Here is a 12,984-nt window from a genome sequence, read left to right on the forward strand (position 1 = left end):
GGGCCCGCGCGGCGATACGATCGGGCCGTGCCCGACTCACGTCCTCCCGCAGAGACCTGGAGCGGTCGGCCGCCGTGGGCGGGCGGACCGCCGTGGGCCGGGCCCGAACGCCGCCCACCGGCGGGCGTCGTGCTGTGGGCGCCCGTCGTGATCAGCCTCCTCGTGCAGGTACCGGCGGCGATCGGCATCGCCGTCTGGCTGCAGCTCGACGCGCCGCAGGCGGCCCTGCAGGTCGCGCTCGCCCTCGCCGGGCCGCTCGCCCTCCTCGCCTCGCGCCGGTTCCCCGGCCCGACGGTCGCCGTCGTGAGCCTCGCCGCGCTCGCCGACCTCCTGTTCACGCCCGACGCGGGTCCGCCGTACGTCGCGCTCGCGTTCGCGATCGTGCTCGCGGTCGCGCGCGGGGCGGTCGTGTGGGCCGCGGCGTCGGTCGTCACGGCATGGGCGGCGGCGATTGCGCTCGGCCCCGCCGTCGGGGTGTCGTGGCATCCTGCCCGCATCGCCCTCACGACGCTCGCGCTCGCCGCATGCTTCGGCATCGGGTGGTTCGCGCGCTCGCGCCGGGCGCGCTTCGCGGCGATGCGCGCCGAGGCCGCGCGCCGCCGTCGAACGGCCGAAGAGCAGGAGCGGGTGCGCATCGCCCGCGAACTCCACGACGTCATCGGGCACGCGCTGTCGCAGATCAACGTGCAGGCGAGCGTCGGGCTGCACCTCATGGATCGCGACGCCGAGCAGGCCCGCACGGCACTCGCGAACATCAAGGAGACCTCGAAGACCGCCCTCGAAGAGGTGCGGAGCGTCCTCGGCGTCATCCGCGACGGCGACGCGCCCCTCGTGCCCCAGGCCGAGCTCGCCGAGCTGCCGAGGCTCGTGCGGGGCCTCGAGACTCCCGACTTCACCGTCGAGCTCGACGACCGCCTGGTCGAGCCGCCCGGACGCGCCGTGCAGTTCGCCGCGTACCGGATCGTGCAGGAGGCCCTCACGAACGTCGTGCGCCACGCGGACGCGCTCCGAGCGGTCGTCGTGCTCGAACGGACGGGCGACGCGCTCGTCGTCACCGTCGACGACGACGGCACCGGTCCCGGGCCGGCCGACCACCCGGCGGCCCTCGGCCGCGGCGTGCTCGGCATGCGCGAGCGCGCTGCGCTCCTCGGCGGTACCGTCGAACTCGGACGTGCACCGCTCGGCGGCACCCGCGTGCGTGCCGAGCTGCCGTGGGGAGGCGCCGCATGATCCGGGTCGCGCTCGCGGACGACCAGGTGCTCGTCCGCGCGGGGTTCCGGGCGCTCCTCGACGCCGAGCCCGACCTCGACGTCGTCGGCGAGGCGTCCACCGGGGAGGACCTCCTCGCCCTCGTCCGGCGCGAGCCGGTCGACGTCGTCCTCATGGACATCCGGATGCCGGGCGGCGACGGGCTGTGGGCCACCGAGCAGATCGCCGCCGACCCGGCGCTCGCCGGCGTGCACGTCGTGATCGTGACGACCTTCGAGCTCGACGAGTACGTCGCGAGGGCCGTGCGGGCGGGGGCGAGCGGCTTCCTCGTGAAGGACACCGAGCCGGTCGACCTCATCCGTGCGGTGCGGGTCGTGGCGGGCGGTGAGGCGCTCCTCTCGCCGGGCGTCACGAAGCGATTGCTCGAGCGCTTCGCGACCGGCCTGCGGGAACCCGACGAGGCATCCCTCTCGGTGCTCACCGAGCGCGAGCGGGAGGTGCTGCGGCTCGTCGGCCAGGGCCTCACGAACGACGAGATCGCCGAGCGGCTCGTGCTGAGCCCGCTCACCGCCAAGACGCACGTGTCGCGCATCATGCAGAAGCTGCACGCGCGCGACCGGGTGCAGCTCGTCGTCGTCGCCTACGAATCGGGCCTCGTCGCGCCCGGCTGGCAGGAATAGCGCGACGCGGCGCACCGCGCCGTGCCACGACTGCTCCCGGGGGAGCAGTCGAAGTGCCTCCACCGGGCGGATTCGCGCGGAGCCCCGTCTCGCGAGACTCGTATCGACGGTCGAGACACGACCGCACGAATCACCGGGAGCAACCCATGTTCACGACCCTCGCCGCCACCGCGGCCACCCACGCCGGCCCCTGGGCGGCCGGCTTCGGGTGGATGTTCTTCCTCATCCCGATCTTCTGGATCCTCGTGATCGGGCTCGTCGTCTTCCTCGTGAGCCGCAACCGCCGCCGCTACTGGGCCGAGGCGCAGGCCTCCGGCTACGGTCCGCCGTGGGCGCGCGGCGCGCGCACAGCCGAGCAGACGCTCGCCGAGCGGTACGCGCAGGGCGACATCGACGAGACGGAGTACCGCGCACGCCTCGAGGTGCTGCGCGCGAACCGGCCGAACGCCTGATCGAGGATCACGACGGGGATGCCGCGGCGCGATGCCGCGGCATCCCCGTCGCCGTGCCGGCTCACGGACGGGCCAGGATCTCCTCGAGCGCCTGGAGCTGGTGGCGATGCCCGACGGTCTCGTAGCCGACCACGACGACGATCGGGGAGCAGGCGGTGATGACGATGCCGACCGGCAGGCTCGCCCCGGCCGCGACCGCGACGACCGCGAGCGCGAGCACCGCGAGGCTGCCGAGGAAGAGCCCGATGTGGAACGGGTCGAACCGCCCCATCAGGAAGCTGTAGAGCGTGAAGAGGGCCGTGAGGAAGACCGCGACCGGCACGACGACCGTGCCGAGTGCCGCGACGTCGTCGATCTCCGTGTGGCCCGTGATCGCATTCGCCGCCACGTGCAGGCCGGCGCCCGTCGCCGCGAGCGAACCGAACACGACCATGTGCCCGTAGCCCCAGACCCACGCTCGGCGCCGGAATCTGGCGAGCAGCTTGCCGGACGGCATCGTGAAGTACGTCCACCACAGGCCGAACGCGAGCATCGTCCCGCCGAACGCCACCGCGCCGGCGTCGAACGACCAGCCCTCGGCCTCGACGACGGCGGAGATCGCGAGGATCGTGCCGAGGACGACCTCGCCGAGCGTGATGATGACGAGCAGGCCGTAGCGTTCGGCGATGTGGTGGGGATGCCACGGCGTCGCGCCGCCGTGCCGTTCGGAAAGGAGCGGGATCGCCATCTCGCAGATGCTGAGCAGCACCATGAGCCACAGCGTGAGCGCGAACGGCAGGTTCACGAAGATGAGCACGATCCACGCGACCTGCACGACGGCGAGGTAGCCCGCGTACCGCAGCGCCGTGCGCCGAGCCGACGGGTCGTGCCGCGCGATGCGCAGCCAGAGGGCGATCGTCGACAGGCGCATGATGACGTAGCCCGCGATGATGAGGCCGTTGTCGACGTGCTCGCCGCCGTAGACCGAGTGGAAGAACGCGGGCATGCCGAGCGCCATCACGAGTACGCCGACCATCTGCACCATCGTCGCGATGCGAACGTAGGCGTCGTCGTTGTCGTACGCGCTCGCGAGCCACGAGTAGTTGATCCACGCCCAGCAGATCGCGAACACCGCGATCGAGAACGCGATCGCCGCCGACGCGAAGTGCCCCAGTTCGAGCAGGTGCGCCGCCTGGGTGCCGGCCTGGCTGAAGGCGACGACGAAGGTGAGGTCGAAGAGCAGTTCGAGCGGGGTCGCGGCCCGGTGCGATTCGGACGGGTCGCGTCCGGCCATGCGGCGCAGCCGGTGGTCGAGCGGGGGGTGCGCTGGCGTCGTCATGCGCTTATCGTCGCACGGCCGGCCGGTCGAGCAGCGCGACGAAGGAGCGTATCGAGACCACCGTCGCCGTGGTCTCGATACGCGCTTCGCGCTACTCGACCGACCCCCGGCTCAGCGGCTGAGGAGGAGCGCCTCGCCCTGGCCGCCGCCGCCGCAGAGCGCGACGGCCGCGTTGCCGCCGCCGCGGCGCGAGAGCTCGAGCGCCGCGTGGAGCGCGAGCCGGGCGCCCGAGGCGCCGATCGGGTGGCCGAGGGCGATCGCGCCGCCGTGCACGTTCACCTGCTCGAGGTCGAGGTCGAGGTCGCGGGCCGACTGCAGCGAGACCGCTGCGAACGCCTCGTTGATCTCGACGAGGTCGAGATCGGACGCCGCGACGCCGCCCTTCTCGAGCGCGGCCGCGATCGCGTTCGACGGCTGCGAGTGCAGCGAGTTGTCGGGCCCCGCGACCTGCCCGGCGGCCCCCACGAGCGCGAGCCAGGGGAGGCCCTTCGACTCGGCCCACTCGCGGCTCGCGACGACGACCGCCGCGGCGCCGTCGGAGAGCGGCGACGAGTTGCCGGCCGTGATCGTGCCCTCGGCGGCGAACGCCGGGCGGAGCTTCGCGAGCACCTCGACCGTCGAGTCGGGGCGGACGCCCTGGTCTTCGGCGACGACGACCGGGTCGCCCTTGCGCTGCGGGATCTCGACCGCGACGATCTCGTCGGCGAAGACGCCGGAGGCCTGCGCGGCACCGGCGCGCACGTGCGATGCGGCCGCGATCTCGTCCTGCTCGGGGCGTGCGATGCCGTAACGCGCGTTGACCCGCTCGGTCGAGGCGCCCATCGACTCGTGGTCGAACGCGTCGGTGAGCCCGTCGTGCGCGGCGTGGTCGAGCATCGGCCAGTCGCCGTAGGTCTTGCCGGCGCGCGATCCCTGCAGCAGGTGCGGCGCGTTCGTCATCGACTCCTGGCCGCCGGCGACGACGACGTCGGCCTCGCCGAGCCGGATGAGGCGTGCGGCGTCGGTGATCGCGACGAGGCCGGAGAGGCACACCTTGTTGACGGTGACGGCGGGCACGCGCCACGGGATGCCCGCGGCGACGGCCGACTGCTTCGCGGGGTTCTGGCCGGCTCCGGCCTGGAGCACCTGGCCCATGATGACGGCGTCGACGTCGTCGGGCGAGACGCCGGCCCGCTCGAGCGCGCCGCGGATCGCGACGGTGCCGAGCTCGACGGCCGACTGCGAGGCGAGGTTGCCGTTGATGCGGGCGAACGGGGTGCGGGCGCCGGCGATGATGACGACGTCGGGCGTGCTCATGGTGTGGTGACTCCTTCGTCAGCAGGTGGGGTGTGCTTCCAGTCTAGGTTCCTCCGGGACCGCCATCGCCGCGCGGGCGATGTGCAGAACTGCACATCGATCCTGCGATTCTCGACATCGACGATGCAAGCATGCGCATCGAATACTGGTGAACGCACACCGGGCGTCGCAGTTCGCGGCACCCGTCCACACAGCCGTTCACCGTTGAGAGGCACACACACCATGCGGGTTACGAAGACGTATCTCGCGACGGCCGTCATCGCCGCCGCGTCCATCGCCCTGGTCGGTTGCGCACCGACCACCCCCGGGGGCGGGGGCGATGCGTCGGGCGACGCGGCCCCCGTGAAGGTCGCGATGATCACGAGCCAGTCGGGCCCGCTCGCCGCCTACGGCGAGGCCTACACCGCGGGCTTCGAGGCCGGCCTCGACTACGCGACCGACGGAACCGGCGCCGTCGACGGGCGCGAGCTCGACATCGAATGGCTCGACGACCAGGGCAACCCCGACACCGCCGTCTCGCTCGCGAAGGACGTCATCGGCCAGGGCACGCAGATCATCGCGGGCACCGTCGTCTCGGGCATCGCGACCGCGCTCGCCGAGCAGGCCGAGCAGAACGAGATCCTCTACATCTCGGGCCCGGCCGCGGCCGACGCCATCACGGGCGCCAACGACTACACGTTCCGCTCGGGCCGCCAGACCTACCAGGACGTCGCGACCGCAGGCACCTTCATCGGCGACCCGTCCGGCAAGAAGGTCGTCGTGTTCGCGCAGGACAACGCCTTCGGCCAGGGCAACCTCGCCGGCGTGCAGGCCGTGCTCGGCGGCCAGGGCGCGACGGTCGAGGGCGTGCTCGTCGCCGAGGACGCGACGGAGTTCACGCCCTTCGCGCAGCAGCTCGTCGCCGCCTCGCCCGACCTCGTGTTCGTCGCATGGGCCGGCGCCTCGTCGGGCGCCATGTGGACCGCGCTCGCCCAGCAGGGCGTGTTCGACGCCGCGCCCGTCGTGACCGGCCTCGGCGACGTCGCGACCTACGGCGCCTACGGCGACGCCTCGGGCGACATCTCGTTCCTGAACCACTACTTCGCGGGCGCTTCGGGCACCGACGTCGAGGCCGCCATGATCGAGCACCTCGACGAGGCCGGTGCGACGCCCGACCTGTTCTCGCCCGACGGCTTCGTCGCCGCGCAGATGCTCGTGCAGGCGGTGCGCGAGGGCGGCGACACGGTCGACGGCATGGTCGACGCGCTCGAGGGCTGGACGTTCGACTCGGTTAAGGGCGAGATCACGATCCGCGAGGAGGACCACGCGATGATCCAGCCGATGTACCAGGCGAAGCTCGTGCAGGACGGCGCCGCCTGGGTGCCCGAGCTCGTCGACACGGTCGACGCCGAGACGGTCGCCCCGCCCGTCGCGGGCGAGTGACCGCATGACGAGCGATCACGCGATGCTCGCTCTCGACGGGATCGGGCTCCGCATCGGCGGGGCCCGCATCCTCGAGGGCGTCTCGCTCGAGGTCCGCGCCGGGGAGATGCTCGGCGTGATCGGCCCGAACGGGGCCGGCAAGACGACGCTCTTCAACGTCGTCTCCGGCGTCGTGCGCCCCACCGCCGGCCGGGTGCTGCTCGACGGCGTCGAGGTCACGCGCGAGCCCGTCCACCGGCGCGCGACCGCCGGGCTCGGCCGCACCTTCCAGACCTCGAGCCTCTTCCCGGCACTCACCGTGCTCGAGAACGTGCGCCTCGCCGCGCAGGCCCGCATGGGCGGGGCCACGAGCCTCCTGCGCATCCCGCGGGCGGGCGACGCGGCCACGAGCCGGGCCCTCGAGTGCCTCGAGGAGGTCGGGCTCGCGCACCGGGCCGGCGCCGAGGCATCCGGACTCGCGCACGGCGAGAAGCGCAAGGTCGAGATCGCGATGCTCATCGCCCAGGACCCGAAGGTCATCCTGCTGGACGAGCCGATGGCGGGCGTCGCCTCCGGTGACGTGCCCGCCCTCACCGAGGTCATCCGCCGGCTGCATCGCGGCGGGCGCACCGTGCTCATGGTCGAGCACCACATGGAGGTCGTGCTCGGCCTCGTCGACCGCGTCGCGGTCATGCACCACGGCGAGCTGCTCGCCGTCGACACCCCGGAGGCCGTCATGGCGAACCCCACCGTGCAGTCCGCCTACCTCGGGGAGGCGATGTGAGCGAGCCGATCCTCGCCGTCCGCGGCCTCACCGGGCGCATCGCCGGACAGCAGGTCGTCGAGGACGTGACCTTCGACGTGCCAGCCGCAGGGGTCACCGCCCTGCTCGGCCGCAACGGCGTCGGCAAGACCTCGACCGTGAAGTCGATCCTCGGACTCATCGAGCGCACGGGGGACGTGCGCCTCGCCGGTGAACGCATCGACGGCCTGCCGACGCACCGCATCGTGCAGCGCGGCGTCGGCTACGTGCCCGAGGACCGCGAGGTGTTCGGCGGCCTCACCGTCGCCGAGAACCTCCGGCTCGCCGAGCGCGATGCCGCGCCGCGGCGCGAGCTCGTCGAGCGGCTCTTCCCCGACCTCGTCGAGCGGCGGGCGCAGCGCGCGGGCACCCTCTCGGGCGGGCAGCAGCAGATGGTGTCGCTCGCCAGGGCGCTCGTGAACGACAACCGCCTGCTGCTCGTCGACGAGCCGACGAAGGGGCTCGCGCCGCGCATCGTCGACGAGGTCGCGACGGCGCTCGCCGCCGCGGCCGAGACCGTGCCGATCCTCCTCGTCGAGCAGAACCTGCACGTCATCCGACGGCTCGCCGAGCGGGCCGTCGTGCTCTCCGGCGGGCGGGTCGTGTTCACCGGCGCCGCATCCGCGTTCCTCGACGACGAGGCGCTCGTGCAGCGCCACCTCGGCGTGCACGACGCGAGCGAGGCCGCCTGATGAGCACCGTCGTCCTGCTCCTCATCACCGGGCTCGGGCTCGGGGCGCTCTACTTCCTCGTCGCGAGCGGGCTCTCGCTCATCTACGGGCTCATGGGCGTCCTGAACTTCGCGCACGGCGCGTTCCTCACGGTCTCCGCCTTCCTCGGCTGGGAGGTCGGGCGTCGCGTGTCCGACGGCACCTGGCTCGGGCTCGCGATCTCGACCCTCGTCGGCGTGGCCGTCGGCGCGATCGTCGCGGCCCTCACCGAGTACCTGCTCATCCGCCGCCTCTACGAACGGCACATCGAGCAGGCGCTCGTCACCGTCGGGCTCTCGCTCGCCGCCGTCGCGCTGTTCGAGGGCATCTGGGGCACCGACCCCATCTACACCGCGAAGCCCCAGTGGCTCACGCAGACGACCGAGATCCTCGGCGCGAAGATCCCGAACGACCGGTTCCTGCTCATCGCGTGCGCGCTCCTCGTGCTCGGCGGCATCGTGCTGTTCCTGCATCGCACCCGGTACGGCCTCATCATCCGCGCCGGCGTCGAGAACCGGCACATGGTGTCGGCCCTCGGCATCGACGTGCGCCGCTCGTTCACACTCGTCTTCGCGATCGGCGGCGCCGCCGCCGGCCTCGGCGGCGTGCTCGCCTCGGTCTACTACGGGTACGTCTCAGCGCACCTCGGCAGCGTGCTGCTGATCTTCGCCTTCATCGTCACCGTGATCGGCGGGCTCGGCTCGCTCACGGGCGCGGCGGTCGCGTCGGTGCTCGTGGCCGTGCTGCAGCAGTTCGCCAACTTCTACCTCGGCGGCACCGGCGACCTCGTGGTCGTCGTCGCGCTCGCCGCGGTGCTGCTCATCCGCCCGACGGGCCTCTTGGGGAAGGTCGCCTGATGTCGAGACTGAACCGTTCGCGGGTCGAGGTCCTCCGCCCGGTCGTCGTCGGCGTGGCCGTCGTCGCCGTGCTCGCCGTCCTGCCGCTGCTCGCGATCGACATCCCGGGCGTCCTGCCCGGACCGACGTACACGCCGGGCACCTTGCAGCTGCTCGCCTACGCGATGCTGATCGCGGCGCTCGCCCTCGGCTACCGCATGATGTTCGGGCTCGCGGGCCTCCTCTCGTTCGGCCACGCGCTCTTCTTCGCGGCGGGCGCCTACGGGCTCGGCATGACGCTCGACGCGTTCGCACCGCCCGAGTGGCCGAGCGACCTCGTCTTCGTCGTCTCGATCCTCGTGACGCTCGTCGGGGGACTCGTGCTGTCGATGACCGTCGGCGCACTCGCCCTGCGGGTGACCGGCATCTCGTTCGCGATGGTGACGCTCGCCTTCGCCCAGGCCGGCTCGGTGCTCATCCGCCGCAACCCGGGCGGTGCGACGGGCGGCGACGAGGGGCTCTCGCTCGACATCGAGCACGTGCCCGACGCGCTCGTGGGGGTCGTCGACACCCGCAACCTCTACTGGCTCGCGCTCGGCGTGCTCGTGGTCGTGTACCTCGTCGTGCTGTGGGTCGAGCAGAGCCGCGCCGGGCACGTCGCCGCCGCGACCCGCGAGAACGAGCTGCGCGTGCGGGTGCTCGGCCTGCGCCCGTACACCGTGAAGCTCCTCGTCTTCGTCGTGGCGTCGGTGCTCGCCGTCGTCACGGGCATGGCCTACCTGCTGCTGCAGTCGGGCGCATCGCCGCGGATCGCGACCGCCGACTTCACGCTCACGCTGCTCGTGATCGTGGTGCTCGGCGGTGTCGGGTACCGCTGGGGCGCGATCGTGGGCGGCATCGTGTACACGCTGCTCGACCAGCGGCTCACCGCGCTCGCCGGCTCCGACCTCATCGCCGGGCTCCCGGCCGTGCTCCGGGTGCCGCTCAGCGAACCGTTGTTCATCCTCGGCACGCTCTTCATCCTCGTCGTACTCTTCCTGCCGGGCGGCATCGCCGGCCTCCCGCAGCGCATCCGGTCGGGTCGGAAGAATCACCCCATGGAGCCGGAGGCGACGACCGATGCCTGAGCCCGGGACATCCCACCCCACCCACGACGCCGCGCGGGGGCGCGGCCTTCAAGGAGGAAACGTGACCGATCTGACCGGACGGCGCGCCGTCGTCACCGGGGGAGCGAGCGGCATCGGGGCGGCGTGCGCCCGGGCGTTCGCGAACGCCGGCGCGCACGTCGTCATCGCCGACCTCGACGGCACCGCCGCGGCCGCGCTCGCCGACGAGCTCGGCGGCGAGTCGTGGGCCGTCGACCTCGCCGACACGTCGGCGCTCGCCGACCTGTCGCTCGACGCCGACATCCTCGTGAACAACGCCGGGATCCAGCACGTGCGCCCGATCGAGGAGTTCGAGCCCGAACGGTTCTCGTTCATCCTCCGGCTCATGCTCGAGTCGCCGTTCCTGCTCATCCGGGCGGCCCTGCCCGGCATGTACGAGCGCGGATTCGGACGGATCATCAACCTCTCGAGCGTGCACGGCCTGCGGGCCTCGCCGTTCAAGTCGGCATACGTGGCCGCGAAGCACGGCCTCGAGGGGCTCTCGAAGGTCACCGCACTCGAGGGCGGCCCGCACGGGGTCACCTCGAACTGCATCGACCCCGGGTACGTGCGCACGCCGCTCGTCGAGAAGCAGATCGCCGACCAGGCGCGCCTTCACGGCATCACCGAGGAGGAGGTGCTGCCTCGGATCATGCTCACCGAGTCGGCGATCAAGCGGCTCGTCGAGCCGGCCGAGGTGGCAAGCCTCGCCCTCTGGCTCGCCGGGCCCGACGCGGGCATGGTGACGGGCGCGAGCTGCACGATGGACGGCGGATGGAGCGCACGATGATCCGCGCCGCGTTCAGCGCGCCGGTCGCCGGCGGCGACCTGGCCGGTGGGCGATGGCACGAGGATGCCTCGGGCCTGCCGATCCTCGCGGTGCACGGCATCACCGCGAGCCATCGCGCGTGGGACCAGCTCGCCGAGGGGCTCCCCGAGCGGCAGGTGATCGCCCCCGACCTGCGCGGCCGCGGCCGCAGCAACGGGCTGCCCGCCCCGTACGGACTCGAGCAGCACGCCGACGACCTCGCCCGTGTGCTCGACGCGCTCGAGATCGAGCGGGCGTACGTCGCCGGGCACTCGATGGGGGCCTTCGTCACCGTCCGCTTCGCTGAGCGGCATCCCGATCGCGTCGCGGGCGTCGCCCTCGTCGACGGCGGGCTGCCGATCCCCGCGCCCGAGGGCGTCGCGCCCGAGGACCTGCCGGCGCTCCTGCTCGGGCCGGCGCTCGAGCGGCTCGCGATGACCTTCCCCGACCGGGCGGCGTACGTCGCCTTCTGGCGGAGGCATCCCGCGCTCGGCCCCTACTGGAGCGACGCGATCGAGGCGTACGTCGACTACGACCTCGAGGGCGAGCCGCCCGCGCTGCGGAGCTCGGCGAAGGCGGAGGCCGTCGCGGTGAACGCGCTCGAGCTCGACGGACAGGCGGGCTATGCCGAGGCGCTCGCCGCGCTGCCCGGCCCGGTCGACTTCTTCCGGGCGCCGCGCGGCCTGCAGGACGGCCAGCCGCTCTACTCCGAATCGCTCGTCGCCGCCTCGGCGGCACGGGTTCCGCAGCTCGTCGTCCACGAGGTCGACGACGTCAACCACTACACGATCCTCATGTCGGCCTCCGGCACCGGTAGCGTGATCGATGTGATCCGCACCCGCATCCAGGCCGCGGAGACACAGGAAGGTGCATCGTGACACTCGACAAAGTCGTCGGGTCCGCCCAAGAAGCGGTCGCCGACATCCCCTCAGGAGCCAGTCTCGCCGTCGGCGGGTTCGGGCTCTGCGGCATCCCGATGGTGCTGATCCAGGCCCTGCTCGACGCAGGGGTCGACGGGCTCTCCGTCGTCTCCAACAACTGCGGCGTCGACGACTGGGGGCTCGGCGTGCTGCTCGCGAAGCAGCGCATCGCCAAGATGACGTCCTCGTACGTCGGCGAGAACAAGGAGTTCGAGCGGCAGTACCTCTCGGGCGAACTCGAGCTCGAACTGACCCCGCAGGGCACGCTCGCCGAGAAGCTCCGCGCCGGGGGCAGCGGCATCGCCGCGTTCTTCACGCAGACGGGCGTCGGCACGCAGGTCGCCGAGGGCGGCCTGCCGCGTCGCTACAACGCCGACGGCACGATCGCCGTCGCGAGCCCGGCGAAGCCCGTGCAGACCTTCGAGGTCGCAGGGGAGCCGCGCGAGTTCGTGTTGGAGGAGGCGATCACGACCGACTTCTCGCTCGTGCACGCGCTGAAGGCCGACCGCTTCGGCAACCTCGTGTTCGACAAGTCCGCCCGCAACTTCTCGCCGCTCGCGGCGATGGCCGGCCGACTCTGCATCGCCCAAGTCGAGGAGCTCGTCGAGCCCGGCGACCTCGACCCCGACGCCGTGCACCTGCCCGGCGTGTACGTCGACCGCGTGGTCGTCGTCGGCCCCGACATCGAGAAGCGGATCGAGCGCCGGACGGTCTCGGTCGAGAAGGCGGCGTCGCGCGAGATGCCGGAAGGAGCCTGAACCATGGCACTCACCCGCCTCGAGATGGCGGCCCGCGCCGCCCGCGAACTCAGCGACGGATCGTACGTCAACCTCGGCATCGGCCTGCCGACCCTCGTGCCGAACTACGTGCCGGAGGGCACCACCATCCTGCTGCAGTCGGAGAACGGCATCCTCGGTGTCGGGCCGTACCCGACCGAGGACGCGGTCGACCCCGACCTCATCAACGCCGGAAAAGAGACGGTGACCGTGCTGCCCGGCGCCGCGTACTTCGACTCGGCGCTCAGCTTCGGCATGATCCGCGGTGGCAAGATCGACGCCGCCATCCTCGGCGCGATGCAGGTCTCGGCTCGCGGCGACCTCGCGAACTGGATGATCCCCGGCAAGATGGTGAAGGGCCCCGGCGGCGCGATGGACCTCGTGCACGGCGCCCGCCGCCGCATCGTGCTCATGGAGCACGTCGCGAAGGACGGCTCGCCGAAGATCGTGAACGAGTGCTCGCTGCCGCTCACCGGCAAGGGCGTCGTCGACCGCATCATCACCGACCTCGCCGTCATCGACGTCACGGCCGACGGGCTCGTGCTCGTCGAGTGCGCGCCGGGCGTCTCGGTCGACGAAGTGGTCGCCGCGACGGAGCCGCCCCTCGACATCTCCGCGGTCGGGTAGCGCC

General features: G+C 72.3%; 14 protein-coding genes. 12 read left to right on the forward strand and 2 right to left on the reverse strand.

Annotated features, from left to right (window positions below; genetic code table 11):
* Window positions 1–27: 27 nt before the first annotated feature.
* From AC3RJ7_RS11440 to AC3RJ7_RS11450, 3 genes are all read left to right on the forward strand, one after another.
* Window positions 28–1,230 (forward strand): sensor histidine kinase, encoded by a 1,203-nt coding sequence (locus AC3RJ7_RS11440; RefSeq protein ID WP_491455953.1) that lies wholly within the window; start codon window positions 28–30, stop codon window positions 1,228–1,230.
* Window positions 1,227–1,889 (forward strand): response regulator, encoded by a 663-nt coding sequence (locus AC3RJ7_RS11445; protein WP_491455954.1) that lies wholly within the window; start codon window positions 1,227–1,229, stop codon window positions 1,887–1,889. The genes AC3RJ7_RS11440 and AC3RJ7_RS11445 overlap by 4 nt, the downstream gene beginning before the upstream one ends.
* A 146-nt stretch (window positions 1,890–2,035) precedes the next feature.
* On the forward strand, window positions 2,036–2,341 hold the full coding sequence (locus tag AC3RJ7_RS11450; RefSeq protein ID WP_491455955.1) for an SHOCT domain-containing protein: 306 nt from the start codon (window positions 2,036–2,038) through the stop codon (window positions 2,339–2,341).
* A 61-nt stretch (window positions 2,342–2,402) separates the two neighbouring features.
* Here the strand turns inward: AC3RJ7_RS11450 and AC3RJ7_RS11455 are convergent, their stop codons facing one another.
* Together AC3RJ7_RS11455 and AC3RJ7_RS11460 are read right to left on the reverse strand one after the other, a co-directional pair.
* Window positions 2,403–3,659 (reverse strand): low temperature requirement protein A, encoded by a 1,257-nt coding sequence (locus tag AC3RJ7_RS11455; RefSeq protein WP_491455956.1) that lies wholly within the window; start codon window positions 3,657–3,659, stop codon window positions 2,403–2,405.
* 111 nt (window positions 3,660–3,770) lie between these two features.
* Window positions 3,771–4,955 (reverse strand): acetyl-CoA C-acetyltransferase, encoded by a 1,185-nt coding sequence (locus tag AC3RJ7_RS11460; protein WP_491455957.1) that lies wholly within the window; start codon window positions 4,953–4,955, stop codon window positions 3,771–3,773.
* Between the two features lie 222 nt (window positions 4,956–5,177).
* On the opposite strand from AC3RJ7_RS11460, the gene AC3RJ7_RS11465 reads away from it, so the two are divergent.
* The 9 genes from AC3RJ7_RS11465 (at window position 5,178) to AC3RJ7_RS11505 (ending at window position 12,980) form a co-directional block, all read left to right on the forward strand.
* Window positions 5,178–6,377 (forward strand): substrate-binding domain-containing protein, encoded by a 1,200-nt coding sequence (locus AC3RJ7_RS11465; protein WP_491455958.1) that lies wholly within the window; start codon window positions 5,178–5,180, stop codon window positions 6,375–6,377.
* Window positions 6,378–6,381: 4 nt separating this feature from the next.
* Window positions 6,382–7,140 (forward strand): ABC transporter ATP-binding protein, encoded by a 759-nt coding sequence (locus AC3RJ7_RS11470; protein WP_491455959.1) that lies wholly within the window; start codon window positions 6,382–6,384, stop codon window positions 7,138–7,140.
* Window positions 7,137–7,850, forward strand: coding sequence for an ABC transporter ATP-binding protein (locus tag AC3RJ7_RS11475; RefSeq protein ID WP_491455960.1), 714 nt, complete (start codon window positions 7,137–7,139; stop codon window positions 7,848–7,850). The genes AC3RJ7_RS11470 and AC3RJ7_RS11475 overlap by 4 nt, the downstream gene beginning before the upstream one ends.
* Complete coding sequence (locus tag AC3RJ7_RS11480; protein ID WP_491455961.1) at window positions 7,850–8,725, forward strand: branched-chain amino acid ABC transporter permease; 876 nt, start codon at window positions 7,850–7,852, stop codon at window positions 8,723–8,725. Before AC3RJ7_RS11475 ends, AC3RJ7_RS11480 begins: the two co-directional genes overlap by 1 nt.
* Entirely contained in the window at window positions 8,725–9,831 is a 1,107-nt protein-coding gene (locus tag AC3RJ7_RS11485; protein ID WP_491455962.1) for a branched-chain amino acid ABC transporter permease, read from the forward strand. The genes AC3RJ7_RS11480 and AC3RJ7_RS11485 overlap by 1 nt, the downstream gene beginning before the upstream one ends.
* A gap of 61 nt (window positions 9,832–9,892) precedes the next feature.
* Window positions 9,893–10,639, forward strand: a complete 747-nt coding sequence (locus AC3RJ7_RS11490) for a 3-hydroxybutyrate dehydrogenase (RefSeq protein WP_491455963.1) — start codon at window positions 9,893–9,895, stop codon at window positions 10,637–10,639.
* Complete coding sequence (locus AC3RJ7_RS11495; RefSeq protein WP_491455964.1) at window positions 10,624–11,535, forward strand: alpha/beta hydrolase; 912 nt, start codon at window positions 10,624–10,626, stop codon at window positions 11,533–11,535. Before AC3RJ7_RS11490 ends, AC3RJ7_RS11495 begins: the two co-directional genes overlap by 16 nt.
* Window positions 11,532–12,335, forward strand: a complete 804-nt coding sequence (locus tag AC3RJ7_RS11500) for a CoA transferase subunit A (RefSeq protein ID WP_491455965.1) — start codon at window positions 11,532–11,534, stop codon at window positions 12,333–12,335. The genes AC3RJ7_RS11495 and AC3RJ7_RS11500 overlap by 4 nt, the downstream gene beginning before the upstream one ends.
* A gap of 3 nt (window positions 12,336–12,338) precedes the next feature.
* The gene (locus AC3RJ7_RS11505) at window positions 12,339–12,980 is read left to right on the forward strand and encodes a CoA transferase subunit B (protein ID WP_491455966.1); all 642 of its coding nucleotides are present in this window, start codon (window positions 12,339–12,341) and stop codon (window positions 12,978–12,980) included.
* The last annotated feature ends 4 nt before the right edge of the window (window positions 12,981–12,984 follow it).

It is taken from the genome of Agromyces solani (genome assembly GCF_058349925.1).